Annotated in this window: 14 protein-coding genes and 1 pseudogene; 4 read left to right on the plus strand and 11 right to left on the minus strand. The window is 65.3% G+C overall.

Annotated elements, in window-relative coordinates:
- Positions 1–7: 7 nt before the first annotated feature.
- The gene (gene trxB, locus ACZ5Y9_RS01480) at positions 8–982 is read left to right on the plus strand and encodes a thioredoxin-disulfide reductase (protein WP_247633425.1); all 975 of its coding nucleotides are present in this window, start codon (positions 8–10) and stop codon (positions 980–982) included.
- Between the two features lie 66 nt (positions 983–1,048).
- Positions 1,049–1,372 (plus strand): thioredoxin, encoded by a 324-nt coding sequence (trxA, locus tag ACZ5Y9_RS01485; protein WP_247624063.1) that lies wholly within the window; start codon positions 1,049–1,051, stop codon positions 1,370–1,372.
- Positions 1,373–1,553: 181 nt separating this feature from the next.
- On the opposite strand, the gene ACZ5Y9_RS01490 is transcribed toward trxA, so the two are convergent.
- The 11 genes from ACZ5Y9_RS01490 to rpmH form a co-directional block, all read right to left on the minus strand.
- Positions 1,554–2,072, minus strand: coding sequence for a GrpB family protein (locus ACZ5Y9_RS01490; protein ID WP_464472064.1), 519 nt, complete (start codon positions 2,070–2,072; stop codon positions 1,554–1,556).
- Between the two features lie 11 nt (positions 2,073–2,083).
- Positions 2,084–2,419, minus strand: coding sequence for a tryptophan synthase subunit alpha (locus ACZ5Y9_RS01495; protein ID WP_464472065.1), 336 nt, complete (start codon positions 2,417–2,419; stop codon positions 2,084–2,086).
- A 10-nt stretch (positions 2,420–2,429) separates the two neighbouring features.
- Positions 2,430–3,878, minus strand: coding sequence for a sugar porter family MFS transporter (locus tag ACZ5Y9_RS01500; RefSeq protein WP_464472066.1), 1,449 nt, complete (start codon positions 3,876–3,878; stop codon positions 2,430–2,432).
- Between the two features lie 146 nt (positions 3,879–4,024).
- A complete protein-coding gene (locus ACZ5Y9_RS01505) occupies positions 4,025–5,002 on the minus strand; it encodes a ParB/RepB/Spo0J family partition protein (protein WP_464472067.1) in 978 nt (325 codons plus the stop codon).
- Entirely contained in the window at positions 5,002–5,925 is a 924-nt protein-coding gene (locus tag ACZ5Y9_RS01510) for a ParA family protein (protein WP_247624058.1), read from the minus strand. Before ACZ5Y9_RS01510 ends, ACZ5Y9_RS01505 begins: the two co-directional genes overlap by 1 nt.
- Before the next feature lie 2,670 nt (positions 5,926–8,595).
- Positions 8,596–9,222 carry a 16S rRNA (guanine(527)-N(7))-methyltransferase RsmG gene (gene rsmG, locus ACZ5Y9_RS01515; RefSeq protein WP_464472758.1) on the minus strand — a complete coding sequence of 209 codons (627 nt, stop codon included), beginning with the start codon at positions 9,220–9,222 and terminating at the stop codon, positions 8,596–8,598.
- A gap of 31 nt (positions 9,223–9,253) precedes the next feature.
- Positions 9,254–9,745 (minus strand): Jag family protein, encoded by a 492-nt coding sequence (locus tag ACZ5Y9_RS01520; RefSeq protein ID WP_247633419.1) that lies wholly within the window; start codon positions 9,743–9,745, stop codon positions 9,254–9,256.
- Positions 9,745–10,809 (minus strand): membrane protein insertase YidC, encoded by a 1,065-nt coding sequence (gene yidC, locus ACZ5Y9_RS01525; protein ID WP_336641408.1) that lies wholly within the window; start codon positions 10,807–10,809, stop codon positions 9,745–9,747. Before yidC ends, ACZ5Y9_RS01520 begins: the two co-directional genes overlap by 1 nt.
- Before the next feature lie 3 nt (positions 10,810–10,812).
- Entirely contained in the window at positions 10,813–11,163 is a 351-nt protein-coding gene (gene yidD / locus ACZ5Y9_RS01530) for a membrane protein insertion efficiency factor YidD (protein ID WP_464472068.1), read from the minus strand.
- Complete coding sequence (rnpA, locus tag ACZ5Y9_RS01535; protein WP_247624054.1) at positions 11,160–11,507, minus strand: ribonuclease P protein component; 348 nt, start codon at positions 11,505–11,507, stop codon at positions 11,160–11,162. The genes yidD and rnpA overlap by 4 nt, the downstream gene beginning before the upstream one ends.
- A gap of 6 nt (positions 11,508–11,513) precedes the next feature.
- Positions 11,514–11,651, minus strand: a complete 138-nt coding sequence (gene rpmH / locus ACZ5Y9_RS01540; RefSeq protein WP_013584598.1) for a 50S ribosomal protein L34 — start codon at positions 11,649–11,651, stop codon at positions 11,514–11,516.
- A gap of 437 nt (positions 11,652–12,088) precedes the next feature.
- Between rpmH and dnaA the strand changes: the two are divergent.
- Positions 12,089–13,363 (plus strand): annotated as a pseudogene (dnaA, locus tag ACZ5Y9_RS01545) (chromosomal replication initiator protein DnaA); the annotation flags it as partial.
- A gap of 514 nt (positions 13,364–13,877) precedes the next feature.
- Complete coding sequence (gene dnaN / locus ACZ5Y9_RS01550) at positions 13,878–15,023, plus strand: DNA polymerase III subunit beta (protein WP_464472069.1); 1,146 nt, start codon at positions 13,878–13,880, stop codon at positions 15,021–15,023.
- Positions 15,024–15,138 lie beyond the last annotated feature (115 nt).

The raw sequence follows: 15,138 nt of genomic DNA on the forward strand, positions 1-15,138 counted from the left end.
GCATTTCATGCGTCAGGTCGTCATCATCGGCTCCGGCCCCGCCGGTTTCACCGCCGCCATCTACGCGGCGCGCGCGAACCTCGAGCCGCTGCTCATCGCGAGCTCGGTCGAGGTCGGCGGTGAGCTGATGAACACCACAGAGGTCGAGAACTACCCCGGCTTCCCCGATGGCATCCAGGGCCCCGAGCTCATGGCCAAGTTCCAGGAGCAGGCCGAGAAGTTCGGCACCGAGGTCGTCTACGACGACGTCGCGTCGCTCGAGCTCGACGGACCGGTCAAGAAGGTCACCCTCGGCAGCGGCACGGTGCACGAGACCCAGACCCTCATCTACGCGACGGGCTCGGCGTACCGCAAGCTCGGCATCGAGGGCGAAGAGCGCCTCTCCGGCTACGGCGTCTCGTGGTGCGCCACCTGCGACGGCTTCTTCTTCCGCGAGAAGACGATCGCGGTCGTCGGCGGCGGCGACTCCGCGATGGAGGAGGCCACGTTCCTCACCCGCTTCGCCGACAAGGTCTACGTGATCCACCGCAAGGACACCCTCCGCGCGTCGAAGATCATGCAGGAGCGCGCCTTCGCGAACGAGAAGATCGAGTTCATCTGGAACAGCGAAGTCGCCGAGATCCTCGGCAAGGACTCGGTCGAAGGCGTGCAGCTGCGCTCCACCGAAGACGGCACGCTGCGCGACCTGCCCCTCGACGGTCTCTTCGTCGCCATCGGCAACGACCCGCGCACGCACCTCGTGCACGACAAGCTGAAGCTCACCGCCGAGGGCACGATCTGGGTCGACGGCCGCTCCTCGGTCACCTCGGTTCCCGGTGTCTTCGCCGCCGGCGACGTGATCGACCCCACCTACCGTCAGGCCATCACCGCTGCCGGTTCCGGAACGGTCGCCGCCCTCGACGCCGAGCACTTCCTCGCCGACCTCGAAGACGCCTCCGTCGAGTTCCCGGCCGCCGAAGCGGCCGAGATCATCACCGCCTGACCTACGGGAACACTTTCCCCCGGTCGGCTGTTGTATCCGACGAACCTCGAACAAGGAGAAACTCTGATGAGTGCACAGGCTACGAGCCAGGCGACCTGGGAGCAGGACGTACTGCAGGCCGAAGGTCCCATTCTCGTGGACTTCTGGGCCGAATGGTGCGGACCGTGTCGTATGGTCGCCCCGGTCCTGGACCAGATCCAGGCCGACAACCCCGACAAGATCACCATCCTCAAGCTCAACGTCGACGAGAACCCCGAGCTGGCGATGAAGTACCAGATCACGTCGATCCCGGCGATGAAGGTGTTCCAGGGCGGTGAGGTCAAGACGACCATCATCGGCGCGAAGCCGAAGCCGGCCCTCGAGAAGGACCTCGCGGCCTTCATCGGCTGAGTCTGAGAAGTTTCGGGCCGTCGTCTCCTTCGGGAGGCGGCGGCCTTTTCTGTTCTACGGATGCTTTCGGTGACGGGCTCCGGGATGTTCCCCTCTCTCGCAGAACGGGGACCCTCCCGCTTCGCGGGCCCCTCCCGACAGAAGCTGGGTCCCTGGGCTTGTCCAAGGCCCCACCCCGCGGCTACTTGTCCGACACCTCGACCCGCGGCAATCCACGGGCTGTGCGCGCGCGATCCACGATCTCCTGGATCACCGGGGTCTTCGCGGCGCTGTAGCTCGAGGTACCTCGGGCAGCGGCGGCCACGGCATCGCACTTCGCGTGCCGGTAGCGATCGGCATCCGCGGGGTTCTCGAGCAGCCAGTCCCGCAGGATCCTCTGGTCCACGGCATCCCAGTCCGCCGCGGTGAAGAAGTGCGCGATATGCGTACGCACGCCGTCCCTCTCACGGAGCATCACCGGGTGACTGCGCACCGCGCTCCCCCGCCGCCAGCCCGACCTCTCGAGCGCACTCCGATGCCGCTCGAAGTCCGCGGCATCCGCGACCCGCACCGCGAGGTCGATGATGGGCTTCGCGCGCATGCCGGGGATCGCGGTCGAGCCGATGTGCTCGATGACCCAGTCCGGGTCGCCGTGCGAACGCAGCTGAGCGGCGGCAGCTGCGAACTGCTCGGGCCACGACGGGTCGTAGGCGACGAGCATCCGTGGCATCGTCAGGAGGCGTCCGCGACCGTCGGGTCCCACCGGCGGTAGCGCTGCTTGTCGTCGAGCAGGCCCCACACGGCCGGCGTCAGCTCCGGGTACTCGAGCGCGATCTGCCGCAGCACCCGGTAGTGCCGGGCTTCGTTCGGCCGCACGCCGTCGTTCGCGCTGATGTTGTCGGCGCGCAGCAGGTAGACGACGAGCTCATCGATGCTGGGGAGGTCCTCCATGAACTCCCACGGATCCTCCCCGCCCAGCAACCGCTCCTGCACGATCACGGCGAGTTCGTCGGATGCCTCGGCACGCAGTACTTCCAGGCTGGCGCGACGGGGGACGGACTCGCTCATGCCTTCCAGCCTACGCGTGTGCGCGACGGGGTCGGCGCTCGACCTTCACATCCTCGCTCATGTCCTCGAGCTCCTTGCCCTTGGTCTCGGCGACCTTGAAGTACACGAAGAAGAACGACAGCAGTGCGAAGAACGCATAGAAACCGTAGGCGAACGGCAGGCCGATGTTGGCGAACGCGGGGAACGTCGTCGAGATGAAGAAGTTCGCCGCCCACTGCGCCGCCGCCGCGACCGCAAGGGCGCCCGCGCGGATCGAGTTCGGGAACATCTCGCCCAGCAGCACCCATACGAGCGGACCCCAGGTGGCCCCGAAGAACACGACGAACGCGTTGGCGCAGATCAGCGCCACGGTCGACCAGGGTTCGGGCAGCGTGACGGCACCGGCGGAATCGAGGGTGCCGAACGAGAACGCGAGAGCCATGAGGCCGAGAGAGATCGTCATGCCCACCGATCCGACGAGCAGCATGATGCGCCGGCCGACCTTGTCCACGAGCAGGATCGCGACGATTGTCACCACGATGTTCGTCACGGAGGTGATCACCGTGATCAGCAGCGCCTCGGATTCACCGAAGCCGACCGACTGCCACAGCGTCGTCGAGTAGTAGAAGATGACGTTGATGCCGACGAACTGCTGGAAGACCGACAGCAGGATGCCGACCCAGACGATCGGCTTGAGGCCGAAGCGGTTGCCGCGCAGGTCGCGCAGGGATTCCTTCTTCTCCGTGTCGATCGTGCCGGTGATCTCGGAGATCTTGGCCTTCACGTCGACCGTCCCCGTGACGGTCGTGAGCACCTCGGATGCCTTCTCGATGTCGCCCTTGCGCACGAGATAGCGCGGGGATTCGGGGAGTTTCAGCGCCATGATGCCGTAGACGATCGCCGGGATCGCTTCCGCGATGAACATCCATCGCCAGGCGTACAGGCCCCAGAGCGACTCGGCAGCCCCGCCGGCGACCTCGGCGAGCAGGGCGTCCGACAACAGGGCGACGAAGATACCGCTCACGATCGCGAGCTGCTGCAGCGAGCCGAGTCGACCGCGCATGCTGGCGGGCGAGACCTCGGCGATGTACGCCGGCGCGATGACGGATGCCGCGCCGACACCCAGGCCACCGACGATGCGCCAGATGATCAGGTCGATGACGCTGAAGGCCAGACCGGAACCGATCGACGACACCAGGAAGAGGACCGCAGCCGCGACCATGATGGGGATGCGTCCGTACCGGTTCGCCAGCGGACCGGCGAACCACGCGCCGACCGCACAACCGATGAGGGCCGACGAAACGGCGAAGCCCTTGAGGCCGGCGCCGAGGTCGAAGCCCGACTGGTTGCCGGCGAGAGCATCCACCGCGCCGTTGATGACCGCTGTGTCGAATCCGAAGAGGAATCCACCGAGGGCCGCGGCGATGCTGATCGCGATCACCTTCCCCTTGATGCCGGATCCGGATGCTGTCGCTGACATGTTGCCCTCCCATGGGTCGTCCTCAGCGAGTCTAGAACTCCGGAGAATCTCGCGGGGGTGCTTGACATCGAGGGCCGTCAACGAGAAAAGCGCCCGACTCCCCGAGATTCAGGGGGTCGGACGCGGTTCTCTGCGGTGGATCCGGCTCAGTTGCCGTAGCTCTCCTCGCCGAGTTCACTGAGGATGCGGTTGAGATCCTGGATCGAGGCGAAATCGATCGTGACCTGGCCTTTGCGCGAGCCGAGGGAGATCTTCACCCGCGTGTTGAGGCGATCCCCGAGCTTGCCGGCGACCTCGTCGAGGTAGGCGCGGCGCGCTCCCGGCGTCGCCTTCGTCGTCTTGGTGCCACTGCTCCACTGCGTCTTCGCGGCCTCCTCGGTCGCGCGCACCGAGAGGTCTTCGTTCACGACCTTGTCGGCGAGGCGCTGCATCGATTCGGGCGTCTCGAGGCTGAGGATCGCGCGAGCGTGGCCCGCGGTCAGCACGCCCGCCGCGACACGCTGCTGCACGGGCACCGGCAACTTGAGCAGACGGATCGTGTTGCTGATCTGAGGACGGGAACGACCGATGCGCGTCGCGAGTTCCTCCTGCGTGATGCCGAAGTCCTCGAGCAGCTGCTGGTAGGCGGATGCCTCTTCCAGAGGGTTGAGCTCGGAACGGTGGAGGTTCTCGAGCAGCGCGTCGCGCAGGAGATCCTCATCGGCGGTCTCGCGCACGATCGCGGGGATGGCGGTGAGGCCGGCCTCCCGAGCGGCGCGCGTGCGCCGCTCCCCCATGATCAGCTCGTAGTCGCCCTCGGAGTTGGTGCGCACGACGACGGGCTGCAGCACGCCGAACTCCCGCACGCTGTGCACCAGCTCGGCGAGATCATCGGCGTCGAAGTGGGTGCGCGGCTGGCGCGGGTTGGCGACGATCTTGTTCGGGTCGACCTGCACGAGGTGGATTCCCGGCACGACGGTGAGGTCCGCAGCATCCGCGCCCTCAGCCGGTGCCTCGGTCGTGGTCGTCGACTCCGACGGACGGATGCTCGAGCCGGGGAAGAACACGTCGACCGGACGCTCCGTCTGATCGGCCGTGGGGATGAGTGCGCCGATTCCGCGGCCCAGACCAGTGCGCTTCGCCATCATTTCTCCTTGCTCTGCGCCGCACGCGACGCGATTTCGACAGCGGCCTCACGGTACGCGATCGCGCCGGCGGACTGACCGTCGTAGGCGATCACCGTCTGGCCGAAACTCGGGGCTTCCGACACGCGCACCGACCGCGGGATCATCGTCTCGAGCACCTGCTCGGGGAAATGACCGCGCACCTCTTCAGCCACCTGCTGCGCCAGGCGGGTACGCCCGTCGTACATCGTCAACAGGATCGTCGAGAGGTGGAGACCCGGGTTCAGGTGCTTCTGGATCATCTGGATGCTGCCGAGCAGTTGGCTCAGACCCTCCAGCGCGTAGTACTCGCACTGAATGGGAATGAAGACCTCGGATGCCGCGGTGAACGCGTTGATCGTGAGGAGACCGAGCGACGGCGGGCAGTCGATGATCACGAAGTCCATCGGCGTGCTCTTGAGGTACTCGTCGAGTGCTGTGCGCAGTCGATGCTCGCGCGCAACCTGCGCCACGAGCTCGATCTCGGCGCCGGCGAGGTGAATCGTGCTCGGCGCGCAGAAGAGGTTCTCATCTTCGGGGCTCTGCTGGACGATCTCAGCGAGGGGCGTGCCCTCGATCAGGACGTCGTAGATGCTCGCGGTCTCCGCATTGTGTGGAACTCCGAGCGCCGTCGACGCGTTTCCCTGCGGATCGAGGTCGATCACGAGGACCTTCGCCCCCAGTCCGGCGAGGGCCGAAGCCACGTTCACCGCGGTCGTGGTCTTACCGACCCCACCCTTCTGGTTGGAGACCGTCATCACCCGCGTCTCTCCGGAGAACTCCACCTTCGTGGACTCCAGAGCACGACGTCGAGCTGACAGGTCGGCGAGCTCCCGCGCGAGCGGTGTATCCATCCCGAATGATTCACTCGGGGATGCCTTTTCGGACTGTTTCACGTGAAACATCCACTCCTTTCGGGGCCGCGTTCCACTCTAATCGCTTGGACCGACGTCGGAACGCCGAGGATGGGGTTCCTAGGGCTGTCGAGGGCTGTATCTCGGGTTTCCCGGGCGCTCTTCGGGGTGTGGGGGTGCAGTAGTCCCTGGGGTGTGGAGGTGAAGCGCTCCCTTCGTTCGCAGAACGGGGATCCTCCTGCTTCGCGGGCCCCTCCCGATGCTCACTCCCGGGAGTACTTCACCTCCACACGGCTCCTTTGCCTCAACCAAGGGTGGTTGGCGTCCTATCCTTCTCAGCGTTTCACGTGAAACATGTCGGCTCCAAGGGGGATGCGTCGACAGGCATAGGTCTGGTCTCCGCGTTGCAGCCTGCGCGATGTGCCGGGCCTGCGTCTGTATGGTCACGCGACCTCGCAACCGGAGCCGGCTGCCATCGACGTGACTTCTGCCAGGCGCGTGCCGGACCTTGGCCGTACGGCCCGGCTGCCCTCCTGTGGCCGTAGGTGGATACTCACTAGAGGACGACTCCGCTGGTTCCTGACTATTCGGAGTCGCACAGGTGCAGTGTTAGCCGCCGCGGCTGAATACACGTTTCACGTGAAACACAGGGGGATGAGTGTCTAGCGGGCCCGGGCTGAGAGATACCCACGGTCCCTGAGCGAGCGAAGCGAGACGAAGGACCGCCAGCGAGGAACAGTCAGCTACGCGCCCCCGCGCAGTACCTCTCTCGTCACTCTCCATCCCCCGTTCCCCACTCTCCCCTTTCCCCCCTCCCCTCGCCACGCTCCCCGCTTCTCTCGCTACGTGCTCCGCACTCCTCGCCACGTTCTCCGCACTCCTCGCCAGTCCCCGGCCGCCGTCTCGGCGATGAGGAATCGTATGTTTCACGTGAAACAAGTTCAGATGGGCCCAAGCTGCGGCGCTTCGAGCCTTTGATCATCACCGATTGCTTCCGCCGAAAGGAAGTGGGGCACTCCCCCAGACGGCAGCGGTAGCCCGCAACGCGGCGCCCGCCCCGCCCCGTCCGCCCGTGCCGTACCGCCGCCCCGCCGCCTCCCGCCGTGCCCTTCCCCGCGTCCCCCGCGTCCCCCCGGCGTCCCCCTCGTCCCGCTTCGCCTCGCTGCGTCTTGCTTTGAGCGATCCCGCTTCGCGTCATCCCGCTTGCCTCGCTTCGCATCCCCATGCCTCGTTTCATGCCGGCTTGCCGCGTTTCGTTCCGGTTCACCGAGCTCTCCTACGAGGGGTGGGGCGGAAGGCGCGAAGTGGCGCGGCGCAAGGCGAAGGGAAGCAAGGCGAAGGGCCGAAACGAGTGCCACCAGTCCCCACACCTCCCCACACTCCCTCAATTTGTTCGTCGCTATCCCGGCCGCAGCACCACATGTTTCACGTGGAACATCGCCCTCAGAGCCCCGGGAACGGCGCAACGCGCAACGACAGGTGACGTGGACCGCAGAGGTGACTGGGTGCTCCAGGACCTATCGTCGCGCGACCCGCGGCCCAGCGACCCCCGCCATCACTGCGCGAGTGGGCCACATGAAACAAGAAGAAGCGAACGAAGTCACAAGCGAAGGGAACACCACCACTGCGCACCAGCTGCCTCAAACCCTCTGATCGGGCTTTCTAACCAGATGTTTCACGTGAAACAAAGCCATCCGACACCAGCAGCCCTCAACGCACTCGCCCTCCGCGCGCTGCTGCACCAGATTGCGTGAGGTTGGTGCCGCTCGCTCGCCTGAGCATCGGCACGAGCTCGCGAAGCAGCAACGCCTCAAGCTCTCCTCAACGAGCGGGAAGTACCTAAGAGCCGCAACCCAACCGACCAACCCTGCCACTCCCAACGTCTTCGCAGTGGAGACGACGATCTTCATCGAGAACGATGTTTCACGTGAAACACAGATGTCCAGAGGCCGTCAGCGCCCGCTCCTCCCTGCTCGCACAGGCCTACAAGCCACCGTGTGGAGGTGGCGTACTCCCGGGAGTGAGCATCGGGAGGGGCCCGCGAAGCGGGAGGGTCCCCGCTCTGCGAACGAAGGGAGTACGCCGCCTCCACACCCACAAGAAACGCACGAAAGCAGTCACCGACGTTTCACGTGAAACAGCAGAACTACGAGGACTCCACTCCCCCACGAACCATGAAGACGTCCACGGCATCCTCGCTCTCGAGCCTGAACCCATGACGCTCATAGAGACGCCGAGCGGCACTCCCCTGCAGCACGTTGAGGCGCAAAGGGAGCCCGGTGTCATGCTTCTCGAGAACGTGAGTGAGCACCGCAGTCCCCACACACCCTTGCCCTGCACGTTCGGGTCCAGATAGAAGTGCTCGATCCATACGGCATCCGGCTCGTCGCGAACGGCAACGGATCCCACGTCGCGCCCATCGAGGACGATGACCCAGGTGTTCTCCGGCACGAAAGCCCTCAGGAAGCGTTCACGCACCCAGGTCGGGTCGTACCTGTCGAGTCGCTCGAGATCCGGACGCATCACCACGGCGCGCAGCTCGGCCATCCACGCCGCATCGGTCGATGTGCTCGTGCGCAACGTCCAGCCCATGTCGATACCCTCCCGACCGCGAACACTCTGATCTAAAGCGAATCCGCGCGACGTTTCACGTGAAACATCGTCGACCTCAGGCGTGACCCCTCCCTCGGCGATGCGATGTTTCACGTGAAACATCCGCGCTCAGGCGCGTACGAAGGCCCGGATCACGCGGGTGATCTCCGGGAGAACGCCCTCACCGAGCACCTCCACTCGCACGTCGCTGAGCTTGTACTTCTTGATCTGCTTCTGCGCGGCGTCGATCTCGTTCGCCGCGTTCATCCCCTTGAGGAGAGTCACCTCTCCCCCATCGCGCACGAGCGGGGCAGTGAGAGGGAGCAGTGTGCGCAGAGCGCTGACGGCACGCGCGGTGACCACGTCGAAGGCGCCGGGTCGACCCACATCCTCGGCACGAGCGCGCAGGATGTCCACGTTCTCGAGGCCGAGCTCGTCGACCTGCTCGGTCAACCACGTCACGCGTCGTTCCATGGGCTCGATGAGGGTCCAGTGCACATCCGGTCGGGCGATCGCCAGCACCAGACCCGGAAGTCCCGCTCCAGAGCCGATGTCGGCGACACGGCCGTGGAAGAGAGGTGCGGCGATCGCGCTGTTCAGAATGTGACGCGTCCACAGTCGCGGCAGTTCCAACGGGCCGATCAGACCACGCTGTTCTCCCTCACGGGCGAGGGCGTCGGTGAAGGCACGTGCGGTGTCGATCCGATCACCGAAGAGCGTGGCCGCAACGGCCGGTTCCGCCTCGAGCCCACTCATGCCGAGTACATCCGACATCGATCGTTCGATGTCAGCGACGGCGCAGAACCGTGTGACGGTCCGCGCCCTCGCCGTACGACTCGGAGACGAGTCCACGTTCCGCCGCGATGTCGTGTACGAGCTTCCGCTCGTAGCTGGACATCGAGGGCAGCGACGCCTGAGACGCACCCTCGTCGAGCTTCGCTGCAGCGGCATCCACCAGCGTCTCGAGCTGACGACGACGCGTGTCGCGCGAACCGCCGATGTCGAGGATCAGGCGGGAGAACGATCCGGTCTTGCTCTGCACGGCGAGGCGCGTGAGCTCCTGCAATGCCTGAACCGTGTCGGGAGCCGACAGGAGGCTGAGCCCGTCGCCCTCCGCCTCGACCGAGACGTACGCACGTCCCTGACGAACATCGAGATTCAGATCGCCGTCGATGTCGGCGATGTCGAGCAGCTCCTCGAGGTAATCCGCGGCGATGTCGCCCTCGTTCTCGAGCTCGGCCACCGTTGGCTCGACGTTCTCGGTCACGCTCTCGCTCATCAGGAGCCCTTCTTCTTCGCGCGCTTCTTGCCCACCGGCTGCTGACGCTTCGGGGCTTCGGCCTTGGCCTTCTCCGCCTCGTCGAACAGACGCTTCTGCTCGGCCTCGTACGCGGCCATCGGAACGACCTTGCCCGAGGAGTCGATCGCCTTGCCCTTGCGAGCGAGGCGCTCCTCGCGGGCCTTGGCTGCTTCGGAGCCGGGCGTCGGCATCTCGCGGATGACGAGGAACTGCTGCCCCATCGTCCACAGGTTCGAGATGAACCAGTACACGACGACGCCGAGCGGGAAGAAGATGCCCGAGAAGATGAAGCCCAGCGGCAGAACGTAGAGCATGATCTTCTGCATCTGGTACGCCTGGCCGGTCTTGGCCTCGGGCGACAGGTTCTTCGAGATGATCTGCAGCTGGGTGAAGAACTGCGAACCGATCATGAGCACCACGAGCGTGACCAGGATGATGATCGCCGTGGTGTTACCGGCGTCGACCGCGTTGCCCAGCGTCTCGTGCAGCGAGGCGACACCGAAGAGCTTCGCGTCGTAGAACTGCTCGGTGAGCTCGGCGTTGAGCAGGCCCACACCGCCGATGCCGGCCGCGTGGTGCTTGGTGACATCGCTGAGCACGCTGAAGAGCGAGAAGAAGACCGGCATCTGCACGAGGAGCGGGAGACAGCTCGACATCGGCGTCGTGCCGTGCTTCTTGTACAGGGCCATCGTCTCGCGACTCATGGCCTCACGGCTGAGCTGGTCGCGCTTGCCCTTGTACTTCTCCTGGACTTTCCGCAGTTCAGGAGCGATTTCCATCATCTTTCGCTGGCTCTTGATCTGCTTCACGAAGAGCGGGATCAGAGCAGCACGCACCACGATGACGAGACCGACGATCGACAGGACCCAGGTGATGCCCGACGCTGCCGGCAGGCCGACGGCGGTCAACAGCCAGTGCCAGGCGACGAGCACCAGCTCGACCAGCCACTTGAGCGGCCAGAGGATGGTTCCGATCAGATCGAAACCTCCGGAGGAGGGGGCCGGCGACGGTGAGACGCTGGCGAACAGAAGGTCGAGACCCACCGGTCAGTCCTTTCGAGCGGGAACGACGAAACCATGGGCGGTCAGGTCGTGGCGGAAGTGTTCGTGCGGTTTCACGTCGTCGACGCCCCCGCGGGTCCAGGGATTGCAACGGAGGATGCGCCATGCCGAGAGCAGTGTTCCCCGCACGGCACCGTGCTGTTGCACCGCACCTACAGCGTAAGCCGAACAGGACGGGTAGTACGCGCAGACATCTCCGTACATCGGGGAGATCACCCTGCGGTACCCGGTGAGGAACCCGAGCACGAGATTGCGCGGGATCAACGGGATGCTGCGCATCAGATCACCCGTGTGCAGGTGTCCCGTCCCGATGGAGGATGCCGGCAGCGCGGTCATCGCGCGTCCGTCGGTGCGAGTCGGGAGAAGCAGCGCTCGACATCGGCCTGGAGCTCGGCGTAGGTCGCGGTCGCGGACGAAGGAAGGGCACGGATGACGACATCCGTGCCCTGGGGTACGCGAGACAGCGCTTCGGCGCACACAGCTTTGAGTCGACGCCGCACGGTGTTTCGAACCACCGCCCCGCCGACCTGCTTGCTGATGATGAAGCCGAAACGCGCGGCCCTGCTCTCATCCGTCGTCATCATCGAGGTGATGACGCGCGCCCCGCCACAGCGTGAACCGCGACGAACGACCAACCGGTAGTCGCTCCCGCGGGTCAGCCGATAGGCGCGGGCGAGCACAGCGGATTACGCGGAGAGCTCGGTGCGGCCCTTCGCACGACGCGCGGCGAGGATGCCACGACCCGCACGGGTACGCATACGGGCGCGGAAGCCGTGCTTCTTGGCGCGACGACGGTTGTTGGGCTGGAAGGTGCGCTTGCTCATAAGATCACTCCGGGAATGCTGCCACCGGATTCACTGCGACCGGAGACAATTTTGGGAACTGCCGAAAAGGCATAAGTCAACCGACTAAGGGTACGTCGCGGCGGCGCACAGAGCAAATCTGCGCGCTTCGCCGCGGTGGATCGGTGAGTACCGCACAGCCATTATCCACAACCTCGAACGCCGGGCGTGACACAACACGCGCGTTGATTTTCCAGGGCAGGTTGCCGTTCCCGGCTGCGATGACTACCGTTGGCATCCGTAGTTATCCACAGGGGCGACCCGCGTCTCGCAGCCCCTCACCGATCCCCGCCCGGAGCGTCATGTCCTCACCTGCCCAGCCCGACGTCCCGATCTGGACCACGGTGCAGGAGTTGCTGGTCGATGACGATCGGGTCACGCCGCAGCTGCAGGGCTTCCTGAGTCTCGCCGTCCCGGCAGGGGTCATGTCGGCCACCCTCTATCTCGAGGTGCCCAACGACCTCACCGCCGCACAGATCAACAAGCGTCTGCGGCTGCCGATCATGGAGGCCCTCACCCATATCGGTGAAGAGGTCACCTCTTTCCGCGTCGTGGTCAACCACGAGCTCGCCGAGCAGCCCACCGCCCCCATCGCCGTCGCCGACTTCGGGCGACAGGAGAACGTTCGGGTCGAGTCGCCGATGGAGCAGCCCACCCCGCTGCGCCACGAGTCGCGCCTCAACCCCAAGTACACGTTCGACAACTTCGTCATCGGTCAGTCCAACCGTTTCGCGCACGCGGCGGCGGTCGCCGTGGCCGAGGCGCCGGCCAAGGCGTACAACCCGCTCTTCATCTACGGCGACTCGGGGCTGGGCAAGACCCACCTCCTCCACGCGATCGGCGACTACGCACAATCCCTCTATGCGGGGGTCAAGGTGCGCTACGTCTCGAGCGAGGAGTTCACGAACGACTTCATCAACTCGATCGCGAACAACCGCGGCGCCGCGTTCCAGGCGCGCTACCGCGAGGTCGATATCCTGCTCATCGACGACATCCAGTTCCTGCAGGGTCGCGCCGAGACGCAGGAAGCGTTCTTCCACACCTTCAACACCCTTCACGACCACAACAAGCAGGTCGTGATCACGAGCGACGTCGCACCGAAGCACCTCACCGGTTTCGAGGACCGCATGCGCAGCCGCTTCGAGTGGGGTCTGATCACCGACGTGCAGGCGCCCGACCTCGAGACCCGTATCGCCATCCTGCGCAAGAAGGCTCAGAGCGAGGCCCTCCACATCCCCGACGAGGTGCTCGAGTACATCGCGACCGTGGTGTCGTCGAACATCCGCGAACTCGAGGGCGCACTCATCCGCGTCTCGGCCTTCGCGAGCCTGAACCGCTCGGCGCTCGACATCTCCCTCGCCCAGACGGTGCTGCGAGACATCGTCGACACGGCGGAGGACAACATCATCTCGCCAACCGACATCATCACCGCGACCGCTCAGTACTTCAAGCTCACGGTCGACGACCTGTACGGATCGAGCCGCTCGCAGCAGATCGCGACTGCGCGTCAGATCGCCATGTACCTCTGCCGGGAGCGCACGAGTCTCTCGCTGCCGAAGATCGGTCAGCTGTTCGGCAACCGCGACCACACCACGGTGATGTACGCCTACAAGAAGATCAGCGACCTCATGAAGGAGCGACGCTCCATCTACAACCAGGTGACCGAGATCACCACGCAGCTCGGTCGACGCTGACCGCTCGCACCGCAGTAAGCGCCTCGAGAAGGGGGACACGGCATCCGTTCGCGGGTCGTGTCCCCCTTTTTCCGACTTGACGACGATCCGCGGCATCCGATAAATGCCTCTATGCACATGTGGATAACTTGTGGATGGTTGTGAATCACATCGGGATGAATGAGGTCCGAAGACCCAAACCTGTGGATAACTTCGGGGGACGGACCGGACGGTCGGATGCCTCGAACCCGCGGTTTCCTCAGGGATTCCACAACTGACAAGCGTGTAGTTCCCTACTCGCGACTACTATCCACCGAGTTATCCACAGTATCCACAGCTGTTAACACCGTTAAGGAGTTAACCCGGTTAAGGCGCGATCCGATCACCAGACGGTGGGGAGAACCACCCCGAACGACAGATTCCCGTCGGCGTAGGGATCCGAAGGTCTCTGGGGCTAGCATGGGAAGCCCTGCGGTGGGCCCACCTCGCAGCAGTACCGACGACACCGTCCTAGATCGACGACAAGGGAGCACCCGTGAGGTTTCAGGTCAACCGCGATGTCTTCAGCGAGGCAGTGTCGTTCGTCGTCAAGCTGCTGCCGCAGCGCAACCCGCAGCCGATCCTCGCCGGAGTGCTGATCGAGGCGGACGGTTCAGGTCTGACCCTTTCGGCCTTCGACTACGAGGCATCCGCCCGCACCACGATCGAGGCCACCGTCGACACCCCCGGCACGATCCTCGTGCACGGCCGTCTGCTCTCCGACATCGCCAGCCGTCTGCCGAACGCTCCCATCGAGATCGCGGTCGAGGAAGACGGCGGCATCACGGTCACCTGCGGATCCGCCCGATTCACCCTCGCGGCCATGCCCGTCGAGGAGTACCCGTCGATCCCCGAGGTCGCCGGCTCCTCCGGTGTCGTCCCGGCCGACGACTTCGGCACCGCGATCGCCCAGGTCGGCTTCGCCGCTTCGCGTGACGATGTCACCCCGGTGCTCACGGGTGTGCAGCTCGAGGTATCGGGCCAGAGTCTGAGTCTCGTCGCGACCGACCGCTACCGCGTATCGCTCCGAGACGTGCCGTGGGACGGCGAATCCGCTGCCGATCAGACCGCACTCGTCCCCGCCCGCACGCTCGTCGAGGTCGGGAAGACCTTCGGCCACGCCGGAACCATCCAGATCGCGTTCTCGGGTGCCGGCGATCGCGAGATCATCGCATTCACCGCGGGCAACAAGACCGTGACCTCGCTGCTGATCAAGGGCAATTTCCCGCCCGTGCGCCGCCTGTTCCCCGAGCAGACCGAGCACTACGCGGTCGTCAACACCGCCGACCTCATCGAGGCCGTGCGTCGTGTCGCCCTCGTTCTCGATCGCGCGGCTCCGCTGCGGTTCACGTTCTCGAGCGACAGCGTGACGATGGATGCCTCGGGCAGCGAGCACGCTCGCGCCTCCGAGTCGGTCGACGCGATCCTCTCCGGTGGCGAAGAGGTCGTGCTCGGCCTCAACCCGCAGTACCTGATCGAGGCGCTCGGCGCCGTGAAGAGCGAGTTCGTGCGCGTCACGTTCACCTCGAGCGACAACGCCAACAAGCTCAGCCCCGTGCTGATCACGAGCCAGACCTCGGTCGACCAGGCGGGTCTCGACTCGTTCAAGTACCTCCTGCAGCCGAACCTCCTGCTGCGCTGAGCCGCCTGCGCTGAGCCCCGGATCCGGCCGTTACGCGCCGGAAACCATAGCGCTCAGAATGCGAAACACCCGACTGCGAGAGTCAGCCGTACCCCCTGAGCACGGCTGCTCCGCG

Source organism: Microbacterium sp. T3-8 (assembly GCF_055398145.1).

Excerpts from the sequence above, each read along its gene's own strand:
- trxB (WP_247633425.1), top strand. The coding sequence starts at position 8 with ATGCGTCAGGTCGTCATCATCGGCTCCGGCCCCGCCGGTTTCACCGCC.
- trxA (WP_247624063.1), top strand. The coding sequence starts at position 1,049 with ATGAGTGCACAGGCTACGAGCCAGGCGACCTGGGAGCAGGACGTACTG.
- ACZ5Y9_RS01490 (WP_464472064.1), bottom strand. The coding sequence starts at position 2,072 with ATGCTCGTCGCCTACGACCCGTCGTGGCCCGAGCAGTTCGCAGCTGCC.
- ACZ5Y9_RS01495 (WP_464472065.1), bottom strand. The coding sequence starts at position 2,419 with ATGAGCGAGTCCGTCCCCCGTCGCGCCAGCCTGGAAGTACTGCGTGCC.
- ACZ5Y9_RS01500 (WP_464472066.1), bottom strand. The coding sequence starts at position 3,878 with ATGTCAGCGACAGCATCCGGATCCGGCATCAAGGGGAAGGTGATCGCG.
- ACZ5Y9_RS01505 (WP_464472067.1), bottom strand. The coding sequence starts at position 5,002 with ATGGCGAAGCGCACTGGTCTGGGCCGCGGAATCGGCGCACTCATCCCC.
- ACZ5Y9_RS01510 (WP_247624058.1), bottom strand. The coding sequence starts at position 5,925 with ATGTTTCACGTGAAACAGTCCGAAAAGGCATCCCCGAGTGAATCATTC.
- rsmG (WP_464472758.1), bottom strand. The coding sequence starts at position 9,222 with ATGAGTGGGCTCGAGGCGGAACCGGCCGTTGCGGCCACGCTCTTCGGT.
- ACZ5Y9_RS01520 (WP_247633419.1), bottom strand. The coding sequence starts at position 9,745 with ATGAGCGAGAGCGTGACCGAGAACGTCGAGCCAACGGTGGCCGAGCTC.
- yidD (WP_464472068.1), bottom strand. The coding sequence starts at position 11,163 with ATGACCGCGCTGCCGGCATCCTCCATCGGGACGGGACACCTGCACACG.
- rpmH (WP_013584598.1), bottom strand. The coding sequence starts at position 11,651 with ATGAGCAAGCGCACCTTCCAGCCCAACAACCGTCGTCGCGCCAAGAAG.